We start from the raw sequence: 16902 nt of genomic DNA on the forward strand, positions 1-16902 counted from the left end.
GAACTTTAAAACAATCGCCAGCCATTTGCAACAGCGTTGCACATAAACAGAAAAAATTGACGCGGTCCGTCTTTATCCTCTCGGCGGCTTTGCTCACGCGAGCTTGAATGTAAGTTGTCTGTCTGACGCTGCTGGTGCGACCCACGCTACGCAACCTCGCTACCACGCGACGCGCACCAGAGCGCAAACCATTCCTCCCGCGTCAATACGATCCGTGTCGCTGCCACGGCCTCGGCAATGGCCGTGATCCGTCCCGATCCGGTCAGCACCAGCGGGTGTGACGGATGTCGCAAGATCCAGGCGTAGGCGATCACGGCTGGCGTCACGCCTCTCGATGCGGCAATCTGCGCCAGCTTCGCGCGCACCCGCCGGACCTGCGCGCTGTCATCACTGAACAACCTGCCGCCACCGAGTGCCGACCAGATCATCGGCGCGCAGCGCAACTGCTGGGCCTGGTCGAGCGTGCCGTCATCGAGTGGTGGCAGGTGCAACAGCGACAGCTCGACCTGGTTGGTCACCAACGGAAAGCGCGCCGCCAGCAACGCGAACTGCGTCGGCGTGAAATTGGACGCACCGAAATACCGTACCTTGCCATCGCGTCGCAACTGGTCGAAGGCATCCGCCACTTCGTCGGCATCCATCAGCGGATCGGGGCGATGTATCAGCAGCAGGTCGAGATAGTCGGTGCCCATCATCCTGAGCGAGTGCTCGACCGACGCGATCAGGTGCGCCCGGTCGGTGTCGTAATGCTTGACGCCGTGTGCCGGACGGTTCGGGTGGACCAGCCGGATACCGCATTTGCTGACGATCTGCAGTTGCTGGCGCAATCCCGGCGACAGCGCCAGTGCTTCACCGAACAGCGCCTCCGAGGTATAGCCGCCGTAGATATCTGCCTGGTCGATGGTGGTCACGCCGAGCGCGATGGCCTGTTCGACCAGCAACAGCCGCTGGGCGGGCGTACGTTGCCATTCGGCTAGCCGCCACAATCCCAGCACCACCCTGGAAAAATCAGGACCACCGGGCGCAAGCGTGATCCGTGGCGCCTGCTGCATCACCATTCCTTGAGGATATCGGCACGCTTGGCCTGATATTCCTGCTCGGTGATCAGATCTTGCGTGCGCAGGCGCTTCAGGCTTTTCAGGCGCTCTTCCTGCGCTGCATAGTAGCGATCGTCGCGCGTTGCTGGTGCCGCCATCAATGGCGCTGGCAGGGCTGGTGCCAGCACGGTTCCGGCCGCTACTGGCAGGACGGCCCAGTCACTGCGCGGATGGCGCATGCCATCGGCCGCCAGCACCACCGCCGAGGCGGCGCTGCGGCTGGCAAACCGGAACGTACGCGGCAAGCGCGTGGCCCGGTAGCGACCAACGAAGTCGACATGCGTCTCGCCCATCACGATATTGAGGCCGTCTTTGTCGAGAAAGGCGCGACCGCTGTTACCGAGTTTTGCACCGAGCAAACCACTGTTGCCTTGACTGACAACGAAGAACAGGACGTCCTGTTGCGCCGTCGCTTTGGCCAGTGCCGCGGCCAGGCCGCGCGCCAGCGTGGTTGCGCTGTCGTCATCGAACAGTGCGACGGCGCTGCCGTTGCGCTCGATTTTCAGCGCCAGCAAGCCGCGACTGACCAGATCGACCGGCAGCCGTTGCGGTTGCAGGTTGGCCGTTGCGGTATTGGCCGACAGATACACCTTGTCGAATTCACCCTCGCTCCAGACCATGTCGCGTGGCGAGCAGGTCGGACAGGCGTCATACGTCACGCCTTCGCTGGCCGCACTGGCCACGGGCGCCGAGATGGCGAGCGCGATGCCGACCAGCAGGGGCAAGGCTGACGAAGACGCAGCACGGCGCAACGACCGACGCAATACATTGATGAATGGCAGGACACGCATGGGTTCTCCGGAATGAAAGAGTGAGACCGCGATGGAAATGATCTTCAGAACAAATCCCGAACACGGCAATACGGAATGAAAGGTTTTTCCTTGTCAGGAAAACGAAAAATGTACTTCAATTACTTGTAGTATTAGTACAAATATTTTACACCAGGTCTCTGCTTTGTATTGATGTCCAGCGCTATTTGGGCATTTAGCCCAGAGAAGCAGTGAGCGCAGCGGGACCCGAAGCCAAAACACCAACGGCACCACGCCAAATATTTGCTATTTATTTAGTAAAACTACAAACAAATGCGAATATAATATCTTGTGAGCTACAAATATTGGCAGACAACAGGCCGCATTACTGCGACTTACCCACTCAGAGCCAGATGTAGTTTCACTAGATTTTCCGGCATTGCGATGAGCAATCCAAAAAATCTGCGTACGGCAATTCGGGCCGCATGCAGCGTGCAAAGTGATGTCAAGACGTCACGCTACTTAAAAAACTTGGAGAAGACATGAACCGTATTTTGAAAACCTTGCCCGCTGCGATCACGCTGGCACTCACCGCTTCGGTGGCACAGGCGGCACTACCGATCGATTTCGGTGGTTATTTCCGTTCCGGTTTCGGTACTAGCAGCGAAGGCGGCAAGGAAGCCTGCTTCGGACTGGCGGGCGCCGGATCAAAATACCGTCTGGGCAATGAGTGTGAAACGTACGGCGAGCTGGCTTTCGGCGGCGAAGCGTTCAAGGGCGAGAACGGGTTCAAGATTCGCCTGAACACGCGCCTGGCATTCGTACTGCCACAAAACAAGGATTTCGAACAATACAGCCCGGCCTGGCGCGAAGCCAATGCGATCGCCGAAAACATCGGTTCCGGCGCATTCTCGAAAGCCAAGGCCTGGGTCGGCAAGCGCTTCTATGATCGCCAGGATGTACATATTTCGGATTACTACTACTGGGATAACAGCGGCCCAGGCGCGGGTCTCGAAAACATCGATCTTGGCGGCGCCAAGCTGGCCTACGCGATTGTCCGCAACGCCTACACCAACGACGCTGCGCCCACAGCCAATGACGACAAGCGCACGGTCCTGACGCACGACATCCGTTTTTCGGAAATCAAGACCAACCAGGATGGCGCACTGACCGTCGGTGCCGAGTTCATGCAAAAACGCGACGCACCGGGTGCCACCGTGTCTACGCCCGGTGGCAACCTGTTCTCGGTCCTGCATACCCAGACCAATCTGTATGGCGGCTTCAACAAGATCGCCCTGCAATACGGTACCGGCAGCGGTGCAGGCACCGGCGGTGTGAACTTCGGTGCCAATACGAATGACAAGGTCACGCGCATCACCGAACAGATCATGCTGCAGCCAGAAGGCACCAAGTGGTCCGGCATGGGCACATTCGTCTTTGAAAACGCCGAGACCAGCACGGGCAACAAGAAGTGGATGTCGGCTGGCGTACGTCCGGTCTATCACTTTGCCGACAACATGAGTATCGCGACCGAACTGGGCTACGACCAGGTCAAGCCGGATGGCCAGGCCACCCGCAAGCTGACCAAGCTGACGATTGCACCGCAACTGAGCGCAGGCAATGGCTTCTTTTCACGTCCGGCGCTGCGTGCGTTTTATACCTACGCCAAATGGAATGATGCGGCCCAGGCTGCCGCAGGTGCGGGCACATCGCTATCGCGCACCGGTGTGTTTGGCGGCAGCACCAACGGCAGCTCGGTAGGCTTCCAGGTAGAGACCTGGTGGTAAATCGCTAAATAGAACGTTGAACGGTTGATGACGGGCCGCAGCGGTACATCGCTGCGGCTTTTTTGCTTTTCGGGATACCGAACCGGGTGTGCATGGCATGCGCGCCGACCCGACATCTCCGGACAGTCGCGGCTTCTGTCAAGAAAAGTTTCTTAATAGAAAAAAGTGTGGTGTTACGCCAAATTCGGTTTGAAAGCCTTTTTTTACGTCGCTGCACTCGTTATCATCATGTCCAACAAAGGTTTCCATCGAATGCCAAATGGCAGCAAGAGGGAAACACATTTACCTTCCTGCACCGGAGACCACCATGATCAAGCCGCACTTCTTCGCCGCCGCCCTCGCTGCCCTTTGTCTGTCACCGGCTGCCGCCCTTGCCACGGATCTGGCGCTGACCGCTGATCTGGGCACGACCGGCCTCGGACTGCATGTCAGCACACCACTGCGGCAAAACCTGAATGCGCGCGTGGGTTTCAATTATCTGAATTACTCCTACAACGGCAGCACCAGTGACCTGAGCTACGACTTCAAACTCAAGCTCAATACCTTCGATGCCCTGCTCGACTACTTTCCGGGCGACAGCGACTTCCGTCTCACCGGCGGACTGGTCTATAACAACAACAAGATCGACGCCATCGGCAAACCAACCGCAACCGGCACCTACACCATCAATGGCACGACCTATTCCGCGGCCAGCGCCGGCCAGCTCGATGGCAAGATCGACTTCCGGAAAGTCGCGCCGTATCTGGGCATCGGCTGGGGCAATCCGGTGCGCAAGGATACCGGCTGGGGCTTTTCGGCGGATGCCGGCATCCTGTTCCAGGGCACGCCTGGCTCGTCGCTGACCAATAGCGGCTGTACCGCGACACCGGCACTGTGCAGCCAGCTGGCCACCGACGTCGACGCCGAAAACATCAAACTGCATGACAAGGTCAATGACCTGAAGCTGTATCCGGTGTTGCGCATCGGCGCGAGCTACCGCTTCTGATCGTGCGCAGGGCGTCATCGACATCGCCCTGATGGAACCAGACCCGACGCAGCCCCACTTAATGAACTTCGGTATCCGCCGAAGTTCATTGAAGAGAATGCAGCATGGACGCCATCAGACGATTATCGCAACAGTATCGCCAGCAGGCGGTTGATGCCGGGTCGCCCGATACGACCACCGCACCGCTGATCCCCGCCGGCCCGGGCAGTTCCCCCGCCACCGCAGGTTCGGCCAGCATGCGCGGCCGCGTTCACGACCTGCTCGGCAGGAATCGCCCGATCACCCGCCTGTTGTCTTCCTATGGTCTGGCCACGCCCAGGCTCAGGCATTTTTCGGATGCGCAGGTCGATACCGTCGGCGCGGCACTGGCCTATCTGGTGCCGCAGCCAACCACCAACTCCCATGCGATGGAACAACACATCGTCAACGCTTGTACCTTCGGCACGGGGCATCAATTTTCGGCAGTATTGAGGCTGATCGAAGAGGGCATCATCAATCCGCACAGCGTGGGACCGGCGCAGGCCAACCTGCTGTGCGAAATGGCGGCGCATGGCACAGAGTCGGCGGAACCGAATGCCGTCTCGCTGGACACGCGCGTGCGGATGCTGGTCAGGCATGGGGCCGATCCGTATCGCTGCGACAGCCGGGACCGGTCGCCACTGGAGGTGGCATGGTCCGACAACCGCGACGACGGTGCCACCGTCGGGGACGCGTTGCTCAGCGCGGGTTTCAATCCGCGCGTGACCGACTTCCGGGGAACGACCATGCTGCATCGTGCCGCGGTAGACGACAATCTGACCTTGATGGGCCACTGGTTTGCCGCCGCACTGCCAGTCAATCTGCGCGACCCCGATCGAGTAACACCGTTGATGGCTGCCGCAGCAATGAACCGCGCCGTTAGTGTCAGAGCGCTACTGACGCATCCGGACATCGAGGTCGACGCGGTCGATCGGGAGGGGTTTACAGCGCTGCATTGCGCCATCTTTTCTGGCCAGCTCGATGCGGTTGCACTACTGCTGGAGCATGGCGCGAATCCGCTCCTCAGAACCACCTGCTGGGCGACACCGCTCAAACTGGCCGAGACGATCGCCGCGTCGCGTGACCTGCCGGCGCTGTTTGATCTGGTGCAACGTGCCACCACCGCGGGTCAACGCTGAGGCTCTGAACGACCCCGAATTATTTTTGGCCGCGATGGAACCAGCGCCATCCTGTCTCCACTTACGAACAGTTTCGGCATGGGCCGAACTGTTCATAAAGAGGCACACCGTGTTACCAGTCCGTGATCGTTCTCCCGCATCCGCATCGCATCATCCAGCCCTGCCAGCACCCGCGCCCCAGGCCATGTCCGTTTCATCCCAGTCAGCTGCATCACGTAACACGTCCGGCGACGCGTCTGCAGCCCGCGCCGATGCAACCCGCTCCCGCATCTGCTGCGACTGGGGCAATCCGACGCGTGAAATGATCGCCGCTTACGGCTTGTCGACGCCGATGTTTCATGGCGGCTTTTCCGAAGTCGCCGCCAATGAAATCCGGATTGCACTGACCACCCTGGGGCCGGCGACCAATGACGCGGCAGGCACCCAGCGCTATATCAACAACGCCGTCAACTGGGGCCATACCCCGAAGTTCAATGCCGTCATGACTCTGGCAAAGCACAAGCTCATCGACCTGAACCGCAAGCTGAACAAAGCCGATGAAACCATGCTCTTCGAAATCGCCTGCAACGGCGAATCGAATCAGCGTGGACGTCTCTTCCCGGCCAACGAATACACCTCGCTGGCCGACCGGGTCGCCGCGATGGTGCGCCATGGCGCGCAACCCAACCGCGAAGGCCCGGAGAACGGCCTGCCACTGGGTATCGCCTACACCCGGAACCAGTTTGAGGATGCGGTCGAGATTGGCGACGCATTGAAGGCCGCTGGCGCGAATCCCCTGCACTTCCTCGGCAACGGCCTGACGATGCTGCACGACGCGGTTGGCTCTGGCAATACCAACCTGATCGGTACCTGGATCAATCTCGGCCATCCCGTAGCACCGTTTTCCGACCAGGGAAAGATTACGCCCGCGATGATTGCCGCATTGACCGACCAGGGTGACGCACTGGACATGTTGCTGACACGTGACCGCGCGCACATCGATCTCATCAATGAAGGAAACGGCCAGACGGCATTGCAGTTCGCCATCGAAAACGGCGCTACCAGCACCGTCCTGGTACTGCTGAAACACCGCGCCGACATACTCAGCGGCTTTGGTACCGAGAGTACGCCATACAAAATGGCAACCCGGTACGCCATCCTGACCGGTGACCAGAGCATGATGGCCATGCTGCAAGCGAGTGCCGCCGCGAGGTATATTCCGGAACAGTTATTGCATCACTGATACGGATTGCGGCCTGAGCCCGGGCCGACTGGCTCAGGCCGTATGCGAAATCACCGGTACCTGCGGTGCGCCATCGTCGTCCAGCCGCGCCGCCTCCAACCCCGGCGCCGGCGCGGTGTGATTCAAAATCCCGCGCTTGGCCTGACGCTGCAATTCGGCGAACGGGCTGGAGCGGTTCAGCGACACACCCACCGCCAGCATGTCGATCAACAGCAGCAGCAGAATGCGCGAGACCATCGGAATGTGTGCTGCGCTGCCTTCGTCATGCTCGACCGCCAGCGTCAGATGGGCGCGCTTGGCAAGCTGCGAGTTGGCCGGCGCCAGCGCGATCACGGTGGCGCCACTGGCCAGCGCCGCTTCGACTGCAGGCGCCAGATGGCGCATCTTTCCCGAATTGGAAATGATCACCGCCACATCGCGTGGCCGCAGCATCGCAGCCGAGACTTCCTGGACTTGCGGATCGGTCGCCGCCGAGGTCGGAATCCCGAGCCGGAAAAATTTTTGCTGCGCATCATTGGCCACCAGGCCGCAACTGCCAAAACCATAAAAATCGATACGGCTGGCCTGGCTGAGGGCATCGATGACCGCGCTCAATGTCTCGGCGTTGAGGTTGTCGCGCACTTCCAGCATCGCTGAAATGGTGTTGTCGACCACTTTCACGCCCACATCCAGCGACGAGTCTCCCACATGCACCTGGCTGTGCGACACCGGCACCGTGCCGGTCACGCCCGACGCCAGCTTGAGCTTGAAATCGGCCAGCCCCTGGCACCCGAGCGAGCGGCAGAAGCGGATCACGGTCGGCTGGCTGACTTCGGCCCGGCGCGCGATTTCGGAAATCGGATCGTTCATCACGGCGCGCGGATGGGCCAGAATCAGGCTGGCGACTTTCTGTTCGGCCGGTGAAAAGGTCGAGCGTGATTTGCGGATGCGTTCCAGGATCGGAATCGCATTGCCGCCACCCAGGTGCTCGGACAGGATCGCCGCGACACCCACAAAGGCCGGATACGGCGCGGTAATCACGAAGGTCGGAATCTGGCTCAGGTAATCGCCGAAACGCCCCTTGGCTTCAAAGCGGGCCCGGAACGGCGAACGCGCAAAGTACTCGCCGAGATGCGGCACCACGCCGCCGCCGATGTAAATCCCGCCGAGCGTGCCCAGCGTCACCGCGACATTCGATGCCACGGTACCGAGCATGCCGCAAAAACAGTCGACCACTTCGAGGCAGAGTGCGTCCGCGTCGGCACCTGCCAGCGCACGCCGGATGATCTCTGGCGTCGTCAGCGGTTCGACCGCACTGCCGCTGCGTGCGGCCAGCGCCTGATAGATCAGTTCGATGCCGGGACCGGACACCAGCCGTTCCGCCGAGACATGCGGATACCGGGTCCAGCAATACTGCAGGACCGCGATCTCACGCTGGTCGGTCGGTGAAAACGTGACATGGCCGCCTTCGCTGCCCAGTGCGATCCAGCGTCCTGCCGTCGGAATCAGTCCGCCCACACCCAACCCGGTACCGGCCCCGACCAGGCCGATCACGCCGCCGGCCCGGCTCTTGCCATTGCCAATCGCCTCCAGATGCGCCGGTTCCAGATGCGGCAGCGACATCGCCAGCGCGGTGAAGTCATTGACGATCAGCAGCGTGTCGAGATTGAGGCGACGCCGGGTCGCCTCGATCGAAAATGCCCAGTGATGATTGGTCATCTTGATCTCGTCGCCCTGCACCGGGTTGGCAATGGCGATGGCCGCATGGCGCACCGTCGGATGCTGCGTCTCGGCCAGGTAGGTTTCGACGGCCAGTGCGAATTCGGCATGATCGGCACAGCGCAATACGCGGATCGATGCGATCTGGCCGGGTGCGCGTTCCAGCGCAAAGCGGGCGTTGGTGCCACCAATGTCGGCCAGCAGACGCGGCCCATCCAGATAATCGGTGGTGTTTGTAGCCTGTGAATCGCGGGAATTAGCTGGCGCTGTGGAAGACATGGAGTGTGGCTTTCTGATGAGCGATCAACAAGGCAAGCGGTCCTGCCTCGATGAGTTGTTCTGGTTGGGCATGGCCTGCTTCGACAGCGCGAACCAGGTGGACAAGACGGTCAAGCGTGGCGCGTTTTTCGGCGCCGCTCGACCAGATATAACAGTGGCGCTGATCAATCAGCGCCTGCAGCGACAGACCAACGCGCGGATGGGGCGCAACGCCGGGTTGCAAAGCGATGTAGCGCTCGGTGGTCGTGCGGGCGTCATCCCATTGCGGCGCATCGGCAAACAGCGACGCCGTATGGCCATCATTGCCCAGACCCAGAATGACCACCGAGGCGGTTGCCAGCGCCGGATTGCGGTTGGCACTGGCAGCCGACTGGCGTGCCGCACTCCAGCCGTCAGTAGTGCGCACCACGGCCACATCGACCAGCGGCACCCAGCGTGACAGCGCGGCCGGACCGACCAGCAGATGCTGCGCGACCAGCGTTGAATTGGAATCGGCATGCCCGGGTGGAACGCAGCGCTCGTCGACCAGCGAGACATCGATCTGCGACCACGGCAGCGCAAGCGCTGCCAGCACGCCAAACAGCGGCAGCGGGCTGCGTCCGCCCGACACCAGCAACAGCGCACGCGGCGCACTTTCCAACGTCAGCCGAAGATCGATGGCCACTGCGTCGGCCAGCGCCTGCGCGGCCAGGGCGGTGTTGTCGAACAGGTGAAATTGCACGGTCATTAACGTTCCTCCGGCCAGGCAAAGCCGGCGCGATACAGTAGTGCACTCGATGATGCCGGTCCCCAGGTACCGGCCGCATACGACTTGGGCGGCAGGCTGCTGTTATCCCAGGCGGTGAGCAAGGGCTCGACCCATTTCCAGGCGGCTTCCTGTTCGTCGCGCCGCACGAAGAGTGCCAGATTGCCGCGTATCGCATCCAGCAACAGGCGCTCGTAGGCTTCGGCACGCGGGCGCGTCGACGCCTTGTCCAGCGCCAGATCCAGCACCACCGGTTGCAGGTGCATGCCGTCGCCGGGTTGCTTGCCCAGGCAATGCAACTGGATCGACTCTTCCGGCTGCAACTTGATGACCAGCCGGTTCGCCACGTCGCTGGCGAGACCCGGCGGCATCGGCAGGATCGCGTGCGGTACCGGCCGGAACGTGATGACGATTTCTGCCGTGCGTTGCGGCAGGCGTTTGCCGGTACGCAAGAAGAACGGCACGCCGGCCCAGCGCCAGTTGTTGATTTCGGCTTGCAGCGCGACGAAGGTTTCGGTACGAGAACCCGGCGCGATGCCCGGCTCCTCCAGAAAACCCGCCACCGCACTACTGCGGATCGCGCCCGAGCCGTATTGTCCGCGCACTGCCTTCTGTTCGGCATCGAACGGAGACAAGGGTTTGAGGGCGCGCAAGACGCGCAGCTTTTCGTCGCGCACCGCATCGGCATCGAACGACGTCGGCGGTTCCATCGCAACCATGCACAGCAATTGCAGCAAATGGTTTTGCACCATGTCGCGCAGCGCTCCGGTGGCATCATAAAACGCGCCGCGTCCTTCGACTCCGAGTTCTTCGGCGATCGTCAGTTGCACATGCGCGATCGATTCACGCCGCCACAGCGGCTCGAACAGCGAATTGGCAAAGCGCAGCGCCATCAGGTTCTGGACCGATTCCTTGCCCAGGTAATGATCGATACGGTAGATCTGGTTTTCGGCGAAGACCCGGGCCACGGCATCATTGATCTTGCGTGACGACGCCAGGTCGGTGCCCAGCGGCTTTTCCAGCACCACGCGCGCTTGCGCGAGGTCGATGCCGCAAGCGAACAGATGCGCGCAGATCGGTTCGAACAGGGCGGGCGCGGTGGCCAGATAAAACACCCGCACGCCGCTGGCCTGTTCCAGGTGCGCCGCCAGCGACTGATATGTAGCGACATCAAATGCGTCGATTTGCAGGTAATCGATACGCGCCAGAAAACCGTCCCAGGCAGGATCGGCGGGGGCGTCGCGCACAGCGATGCGGGCGCGCACGCTCTCAAGAAACGCAACGCGATCCATCGCTTGCTGCGCCAGGCACAGGATCTTGCCTTCGGCGTGCAGCTTGCCACTGCGATGGGCGGCAAACAGCGCCGGCAGGATCTTGCGCATCGACAAATCGCCGGTACCGCCGAACAGGACAAAGGTAAATGCGGGGTCAGGTTGCATCAGGTTCCGCTCCAGCTTGTGTAATAAATAAAAACTTATCGTGCAATTTTAATGTAGCATTACTACAATTACAAGGCACCAAGGGCTTTATAGCCGCAACATCCTCATTAAATATCAAGAAGTTGTGTAGTTTTACTAGTTCGATGACTAGCTTACCAAAGACTGCTGGCGACAACGAGGTCGATGTCACCAGCATGTCAGCAGCGCATGTCACCCGCATTACCCCATAGCGGCAACCAGACCGCCTTTGTTTCACTCATTCAGGAGACACCTCATGACCATGCATCACATCATCAAATCGCTGTTCGCTGCCACTGTCCTGCTGTCCGCAACCGCTGCGGTACAGGCTGCCGAAGTCGAAGTGCTGCATTACTGGACCTCCGGCGGTGAAGCCAAGTCGGTCGCCGAACTGAAAAAAATGATGGAAGCCAAGGGCATCAGCTGGAAGGATTTTGCGGTCGCCGGCGGTGGTGGTGAAAACGCCACCACCGCGCTGAAAGCCCGCGTCATCGCCGGCAGTGCACCGACCGCGGCCCAGATCAAGGGACCATCGATTCAGGAATGGGGCCAGGAAAACGTGCTCGCCAATATCGATGCCGCCGCCACCGAAGGCAAGTGGGATGCCACGCTGCCGAAGGTGGTCTCCGACGTCATGAAGTACAAGGGCCACTATGTTGCGGCACCGGTCAATGTGCATCGCGTGAACTGGCTCTGGGTCAATCCGGAAGTCCTGAAAAAAGCCGGTGCAACAACGCCCACCAACTTCGATGAGTTCTTTGTCGCTGCCGACAAGATCAAGAAAGCCGGCCTGATCGCCATCGCCCACGGCGGCCAGCCATGGCAGGATGCCACCGTGTTCGAATCGGTTGCGCTCGGCGTCGGCGGTGCGGATTTCTACAAGAAGGCACTGGTGAACATGGATCAGGCAGCACTGACCAGCCCGACCATGCTCAAGACCTTCGATACGCTCGGCAAGATCAAGACCTACATCGACAAGGATGCGCCTGGTCGCGACTGGAACCTGGCCACGGCGATGATCATCAACGGCAAGGCCGGCATGCAATTCATGGGTGACTGGGCCAAGGGCGAATTCACCGCAGCGGGCAAAGTGGCTGGCAAGGATTACCTGTGCGTGGCCGCACCGGGCACCGAAAAAGCCTTCACCTTCAATATCGATTCACTGGCCATGTTCCAGGTCAAGGATCCGGCCACCCAGAAAGCCCAGCTGGTGCTGGCCAGCACGATCATGAGCCCGGAGTTCCAGGAAGTCTTCAACCTGAACAAGGGCTCGATCCCGGCCCGTGCCGGTGTCTCGCGCGCCAAGTTCGATGCCTGTGCGATCAAATCGATGGATGACATGGATGCGGCCAACAAGGTTGGCGCACTGGTGCCCAGCATGGCACATGGCATGGCCGTCAATTCGGCCAAGCAAGGCGCGATCACGGACGTGATTGCCAAGTTCATGAATTCGACGATGAGCTCGAAAGACGCTGTGGCCGCCCTGGCCAAAGCGGCAAAAACCAGGTAATCGAATTCAGCAAGACCCGACGCGGGCACGATGACCTCGTGCCCGCCTGTGCATGCCCTATTCTGGCCCCCATTCCTACCCCGTCATCACCCTGCAGGAGCCTCTCATGACCACCCAATCCGCGCCCCGGCAAGCGCACCCCCGACCCCACGGCAGCAGTCGCCTTGCCGCCATTGCCGATGCGTGGTTGCCGCGCCTCGTGCTGGGCCCGACCGTGCTGGCGTCGCTGGTGTTCGTCTACGGGTTCATTTTTCTGACCGGCTATCTGTCGCTGACCGACTCGCGCCTGATGCCCAATTTCACGTTCACCGGTTTCGGCCAGTACACCACCCTGTTCGAGATCGATCGCTGGTGGGTCGCTGCCGCCAACCTGGGTATTTTCGGTGGCCTGTTCATCGCGTTTTGTCTGGCCATCGGCCTCGGAATGGCAGTCCTGCTGGACCAGAAAATCCGCGCCGAAGGGGCTTTGCGGGCGATTTATCTGTACCCGATGGCGCTGTCGTTCATCGTCACCGGCACCGCCTGGAAGTGGATCCTGAACCCCGGCCTCGGCCTCGAAAAACTGGTGCATGACTGGGGCTTCCCCAACTTCACGTTCGACTGGCTGGTCAATTCCGACCTGTCGATCTACACCGTCGTCATCGCCGGTGTCTGGCAATCGTCGGGCTTCGTGATGGCACTGTTCCTGGCCGGCCTGCGCGGCGTCGATGACAGCATCATCAAGGCCGCCATGGTCGATGGCGCCAGCCTGCCGACGATCTATCTGCGCATCGTGATCCCGGCCCTGCGTCCGGTGTTTTTCAGCGTGCTGCTGGTGCTGGCGCACATCGCCATCAAGAGCTTTGACCTGGTCATGGCGCTGACCGCCGGCGGCCCCGGCACCTCGTCGGATGTACCGGCGATCTTCATGTATCAGTTTTCGTTTTCGCGTGGCCAGCTCGGCCTGGGTGCGGCGTCGGCCATGATGATGCTGGCCACCGTGCTGGCGGTACTGGTGCCGCTGATGTACATGGAAACCAAAGGAGCGCGTCATGCACGCTGAACAAAAAGGCTTCCCCGGCATCGGCCGCATCCTGATCTACATCCTGCTTGGCCTGGTGGCGCTGTATTACCTGATGCCGCTATACGTGATGCTGACCACCTCGGTCAAGACGCTAGCCGAAATCCGCAGCGGCAATCTGCTCGACTTGCCGATGTCCCCCACCGGCGCGGCCTGGGCCAAAGCCTGGAGCGGTGCCTGTACCGGCGTGCGCTGCGAGGGACTGGCGCCATTTTTCTGGAACTCGGTGGTGATGGTGGTGCCGGCAGTGCTGCTGTCGACGCTGCTGGGGTCGCTCAATGGCTATGTGCTGGCGCACTGGCGCTTTCGCTATTCGGAAATCGTCTTCACGGCACTGATGGTCGGCTGTTTCATCCCGTTCCAGGTGGTTATCCTGCCGATGGCGCGCCTGCTCGGGATGTTCGGTTTGTCCAATACCACATCAGGTCTGGTAATCGTCCACATCATTTATGGCGTGGCCTTCACGACACTGTTCTTCCGCAATTATTACGTGTCGGTGCCGGAAGAACTGGTGAAGGCAGCGCGCATCGATGGCGCAGGATTTTTCATGATTTACCGGCGCATTATTTTTCCGTTGTCGCTGCCGATTTTCATGGTCTGCTTCATCTGGCAATTCACGCAGATCTGGAATGACTTCCTGTTTGGCGTGGTGTTTGGCGGCTCGGATGCGCAACCGATCACGGTGGCGCTGAACAACCTGGTCAACACCTCGACCGGAATCAAGGAATACAACGTCAACATGGCAGCGGCAATCATCGCTGCACTGCCAACACTGGTGATCTACCTGATCGCCGGCAAATATTTCGTGCGTGGCCTGACGGCCGGCGCAGTCAAAGGTTAAGGAACCACGATGGCCAGCTTATCGATTCGCAATGTGCGCAAGGTGTATCCGAACGGCGCTGAAATTTTGAAGGGCATCAATCTCGATATCGAGGATGGCCAGTTCGTCATCCTGGTCGGCGGCTCCGGCTGCGGCAAGTCGACGCTGCTCAACATGATCGCCGGCCTGGAAACTGTCACCGAAGGCGAGATCCTGATCGGCGACAAGGTGGTCAATGACGTGCCGCCGAAGTCACGCGATATTGCGATGGTGTTCCAGTCGTATGCGCTGTATCCGACCATGACGGTGCGCGAGAATATCTCGTTCGGCCTGGGCATCCGCAAGGTGCCGAAAGACGAACAGAAAAAGATCGTCGAGCGCGTCGCCGAGACACTGCAAATGACGCATTTGCTGGACCGCAAACCGGCCCTGCTATCGGGCGGCCAGCGCCAGCGCGTTGCCATGGGCCGGGCGATTGCGCGTGACCCGGCGCTGTTCCTGTTCGATGAACCGCTGTCGAATCTGGATGCGAAACTGCGCGTGGAAATGCGCGCCGAAATCAAGCTGATGCACCAGCGCCTCCGCACCACCATCGTGTATGTCACGCATGACCAGATCGAAGCGATGACACTGGGTGACCGCATCGCCGTGATGAAGGATGGCGTGGTCCAGCAATACGGCAGCCCGCAGGAAATTTACGACCAGCCGCAGAACCTGTTCGTGGCCGGTTTCATCGGGTCGCCGTCGATGAATTTCCTGCGCGGCAAGCTATCCGTTCAGGGCGCGGATACCGTGTTCGAACTCGATCACGCTGGTGTCATCACCGCCCTGCCGCTGCCGGAGAGCTTGCTGCAATCCGGCACCCTGACGGCGCGCATCGGCCAGGACGTCATTCTCGGCATCCGTCCGGAACACATCACCGATGCCGACAGTGCCCGTAACAACGCCGCCAACGCGACGTATCGCCCGACCGACGTCAATTGCACCGTCGAGATGATCGAGCCGACCGGCCCGGACACCATGGTCTACGTCTGGTTCAACAAGACCCGCGCCACCTGCCGCACCCACCCGCGCGCGGGCGCTGCACCCGGTGGCGTGGTTGCGCTGGCGTTTGACTTGTCGAAGGCGGTGTTGTTCGATCCGGTCAGTGAAGAGCGGATTGCGTGACAGGGTGAGGAGGATGGGCAATCGCCGTTGCGCGGTGCCGATGTGCACCGGCGCCGACATGACGACCGGAGGCCTGCAAGCGGGAGTCCGGCAATCTCCACTATCATGGGTGTCCTCGTTGCACGAACGAACAGGCCAGGCGTGGAGTGCGAAAGCATCCTGCCGTCGGCCTGCGTGTCGCGCCAACATCATCTGAACAGGAGAACGACATGAGCACAGCACACATCGGTTTCCTTGGGTTGGGCAGCATGGGTGCGCCGATGGCGCGCAACTTGCTCGACAGCGGCCTTGCCGTGACCGTCTATAACCGGACCCGGTCTGTCGCCGAGGCTTTCGGTAGCGCCGGCGCCAGCGCCAGCATCGCAGAGACACCCGCTGGCGCCGTTGTCGAAGGCGGTATCGCCATCACGATGCTGGCCAACGATGCGGCTCTCGAAGACGTCACACTGGGTCCGGACGGCATCCTGCAACAGCTCGGCAAGGGCGGCTTGCACATCTCGATGAGCACGGTCTCGCCCGAGACCTCGAAAAAACTGGCCGCCCTGCATGCGGAGCGCGGCAGCCTGTTTCTCAGCGCACCGGTATTTGGCCGACCCGAGGCGGCCGCCGCAAAAAAGCTGTGGATCTGCCAGTCCGGCAGCAACGCCGCCAAGCAACGGGCAAAAGCGATCCTCGATATTCTGGGCCAGGGCATCCACGATTTTGGCGAGGACCCGGGCGCGGCCAACGTGGTCAAGCTGTCCGGTAATTTCATGATCCTGGCAGCCATCGAAACCATGGCTGAAGCGCAGGCACTGGCCGAAAAAAATGGCATCGATCGCACCATGCTGGCCAACTTTTTTGGCCAGACGATCTTCTCCTGCCCGATTTATCAGAACTACGGTCGCACGCTGGCCGAGCGCGCTTTCGAGCCGGCCGGCTTCAAGCTCGAACTCGGCATGAAGGATGTGCGCCTGGTACGCGACGTCGCCGAAGCATCGATGGTGCCGATGCCGCTGGCCGACCTGCTGCATGCCCGCCTGCTCACCAGCCTTGCAAAAAAACGCGGCAAACAGGACTGGACCGCGATCGAACTGGTGACGGCCGAAGACGCAGCGCTTCGTTAAACTCCTGCAGGTATTTCACACCGTGCAGTGGACCTCGCAGGAACATCAAGCCGGTGTTCCTGC

Annotated in this window: 14 protein-coding genes; 9 read left to right on the top strand and 5 right to left on the bottom strand. The window is 60.7% G+C overall.

Annotation, left to right across the window (positions count from 1 at the left end):
* Positions 1-146: 146 nt before the first annotated feature.
* Both ABD720_RS17905 and ABD720_RS17910 read right to left on the bottom strand, forming a co-directional pair.
* Positions 147-1052, bottom strand: a complete 906-nt coding sequence (locus ABD720_RS17905; RefSeq protein WP_344765419.1) for an aldo/keto reductase — start codon at positions 1050-1052, stop codon at positions 147-149.
* Entirely contained in the window at positions 1052-1888 is an 837-nt protein-coding gene (locus ABD720_RS17910; protein ID WP_344765420.1) for a hypothetical protein, read from the bottom strand. The genes ABD720_RS17905 and ABD720_RS17910 overlap by 1 nt, the downstream gene beginning before the upstream one ends.
* Before the next feature lie 500 nt (positions 1889-2388).
* Between ABD720_RS17910 and ABD720_RS17915 the strand changes: the two genes are divergently transcribed.
* The 4 genes from ABD720_RS17915 (at position 2389) to ABD720_RS17930 (ending at position 6997) form a co-directional block, all read left to right on the top strand.
* Positions 2389-3633, top strand: coding sequence for a maltoporin (locus tag ABD720_RS17915; protein ID WP_344765421.1), 1245 nt, complete (start codon positions 2389-2391; stop codon positions 3631-3633).
* A gap of 307 nt (positions 3634-3940) precedes the next feature.
* Entirely contained in the window at positions 3941-4618 is a 678-nt protein-coding gene (locus tag ABD720_RS17920) for a hypothetical protein (RefSeq protein ID WP_344765423.1), read from the top strand.
* A 104-nt stretch (positions 4619-4722) separates the two neighbouring features.
* The gene (locus tag ABD720_RS17925) at positions 4723-5775 is read left to right on the top strand and encodes an ankyrin repeat domain-containing protein (protein ID WP_344765425.1); all 1053 of its coding nucleotides are present in this window, start codon (positions 4723-4725) and stop codon (positions 5773-5775) included.
* Between the two features lie 184 nt (positions 5776-5959).
* Positions 5960-6997, top strand: coding sequence for an ankyrin repeat domain-containing protein (locus ABD720_RS17930; RefSeq protein ID WP_344765427.1), 1038 nt, complete (start codon positions 5960-5962; stop codon positions 6995-6997).
* A 33-nt stretch (positions 6998-7030) separates the two neighbouring features.
* On the opposite strand, the gene ABD720_RS17935 is transcribed toward ABD720_RS17930, so the two are convergent.
* The 3 genes from ABD720_RS17935 to zwf are packed head-to-tail and all read right to left on the bottom strand — an operon-like array spanning position 7031 to position 11158.
* A complete protein-coding gene (locus ABD720_RS17935; RefSeq protein ID WP_344765429.1) occupies positions 7031-8974 on the bottom strand; it encodes a glucokinase in 1944 nt (647 codons plus the stop codon).
* Positions 8952-9701, bottom strand: a complete 750-nt coding sequence (gene pgl / locus ABD720_RS17940; protein ID WP_344765431.1) for a 6-phosphogluconolactonase — start codon at positions 9699-9701, stop codon at positions 8952-8954. The genes ABD720_RS17935 and pgl overlap by 23 nt, the downstream gene beginning before the upstream one ends.
* Positions 9701-11158 (bottom strand): glucose-6-phosphate dehydrogenase, encoded by a 1458-nt coding sequence (gene zwf, locus ABD720_RS17945; protein WP_344765433.1) that lies wholly within the window; start codon positions 11156-11158, stop codon positions 9701-9703. The genes pgl and zwf overlap by 1 nt, the downstream gene beginning before the upstream one ends.
* Before the next feature lie 274 nt (positions 11159-11432).
* On the opposite strand from zwf, the gene ABD720_RS17950 reads away from it, so the two are divergent.
* The 5 genes from ABD720_RS17950 to ABD720_RS17970 all read left to right on the top strand — a co-directional run bounded on the left by ABD720_RS17950 (position 11433) and on the right by ABD720_RS17970 (position 16839).
* On the top strand, positions 11433-12686 hold the full coding sequence (locus ABD720_RS17950; RefSeq protein ID WP_344765435.1) for an ABC transporter substrate-binding protein: 1254 nt from the start codon (positions 11433-11435) through the stop codon (positions 12684-12686).
* 106 nt (positions 12687-12792) lie between these two features.
* Complete coding sequence (locus ABD720_RS17955) at positions 12793-13728, top strand: carbohydrate ABC transporter permease (protein WP_344765437.1); 936 nt, start codon at positions 12793-12795, stop codon at positions 13726-13728.
* A complete protein-coding gene (locus ABD720_RS17960; protein WP_344765439.1) occupies positions 13718-14587 on the top strand; it encodes a carbohydrate ABC transporter permease in 870 nt (289 codons plus the stop codon). Before ABD720_RS17955 ends, ABD720_RS17960 begins: the two co-directional genes overlap by 11 nt.
* 9 nt (positions 14588-14596) lie before the next feature.
* Complete coding sequence (locus tag ABD720_RS17965) at positions 14597-15733, top strand: ABC transporter ATP-binding protein (protein ID WP_344765441.1); 1137 nt, start codon at positions 14597-14599, stop codon at positions 15731-15733.
* Between the two features lie 209 nt (positions 15734-15942).
* On the top strand, positions 15943-16839 hold the full coding sequence (locus ABD720_RS17970; protein ID WP_344765444.1) for an NAD(P)-dependent oxidoreductase: 897 nt from the start codon (positions 15943-15945) through the stop codon (positions 16837-16839).
* Positions 16840-16902 lie beyond the last annotated feature (63 nt).

This window comes from Actimicrobium antarcticum (assembly GCF_039536745.1).
GTDB classification, from domain to species: domain Bacteria; phylum Pseudomonadota; class Gammaproteobacteria; order Burkholderiales; family Burkholderiaceae_D; genus Actimicrobium; species Actimicrobium antarcticum.

Coding starts and splice junctions, on each gene's coding strand:
- ABD720_RS17905 (WP_344765419.1), bottom strand. CDS start 1,052: ATGCAGCAGGCGCCACGGATCACGCTTGCGCCCGGTGGTCCTGATTTT.
- ABD720_RS17910 (WP_344765420.1), bottom strand. CDS start 1,888: ATGCGTGTCCTGCCATTCATCAATGTATTGCGTCGGTCGTTGCGCCGT.
- ABD720_RS17915 (WP_344765421.1), top strand. CDS start 2,389: ATGAACCGTATTTTGAAAACCTTGCCCGCTGCGATCACGCTGGCACTC.
- ABD720_RS17920 (WP_344765423.1), top strand. CDS start 3,941: ATGATCAAGCCGCACTTCTTCGCCGCCGCCCTCGCTGCCCTTTGTCTG.
- ABD720_RS17925 (WP_344765425.1), top strand. CDS start 4,723: ATGGACGCCATCAGACGATTATCGCAACAGTATCGCCAGCAGGCGGTT.
- ABD720_RS17930 (WP_344765427.1), top strand. CDS start 5,960: ATGTCCGTTTCATCCCAGTCAGCTGCATCACGTAACACGTCCGGCGAC.
- ABD720_RS17935 (WP_344765429.1), bottom strand. CDS start 8,974: ATGTCTTCCACAGCGCCAGCTAATTCCCGCGATTCACAGGCTACAAAC.
- pgl (WP_344765431.1), bottom strand. CDS start 9,701: ATGACCGTGCAATTTCACCTGTTCGACAACACCGCCCTGGCCGCGCAG.
- zwf (WP_344765433.1), bottom strand. CDS start 11,158: ATGCAACCTGACCCCGCATTTACCTTTGTCCTGTTCGGCGGTACCGGC.
- ABD720_RS17950 (WP_344765435.1), top strand. CDS start 11,433: ATGACCATGCATCACATCATCAAATCGCTGTTCGCTGCCACTGTCCTG.
- ABD720_RS17955 (WP_344765437.1), top strand. CDS start 12,793: ATGACCACCCAATCCGCGCCCCGGCAAGCGCACCCCCGACCCCACGGC.
- ABD720_RS17960 (WP_344765439.1), top strand. CDS start 13,718: ATGCACGCTGAACAAAAAGGCTTCCCCGGCATCGGCCGCATCCTGATC.
- ABD720_RS17965 (WP_344765441.1), top strand. CDS start 14,597: ATGGCCAGCTTATCGATTCGCAATGTGCGCAAGGTGTATCCGAACGGC.
- ABD720_RS17970 (WP_344765444.1), top strand. CDS start 15,943: ATGAGCACAGCACACATCGGTTTCCTTGGGTTGGGCAGCATGGGTGCG.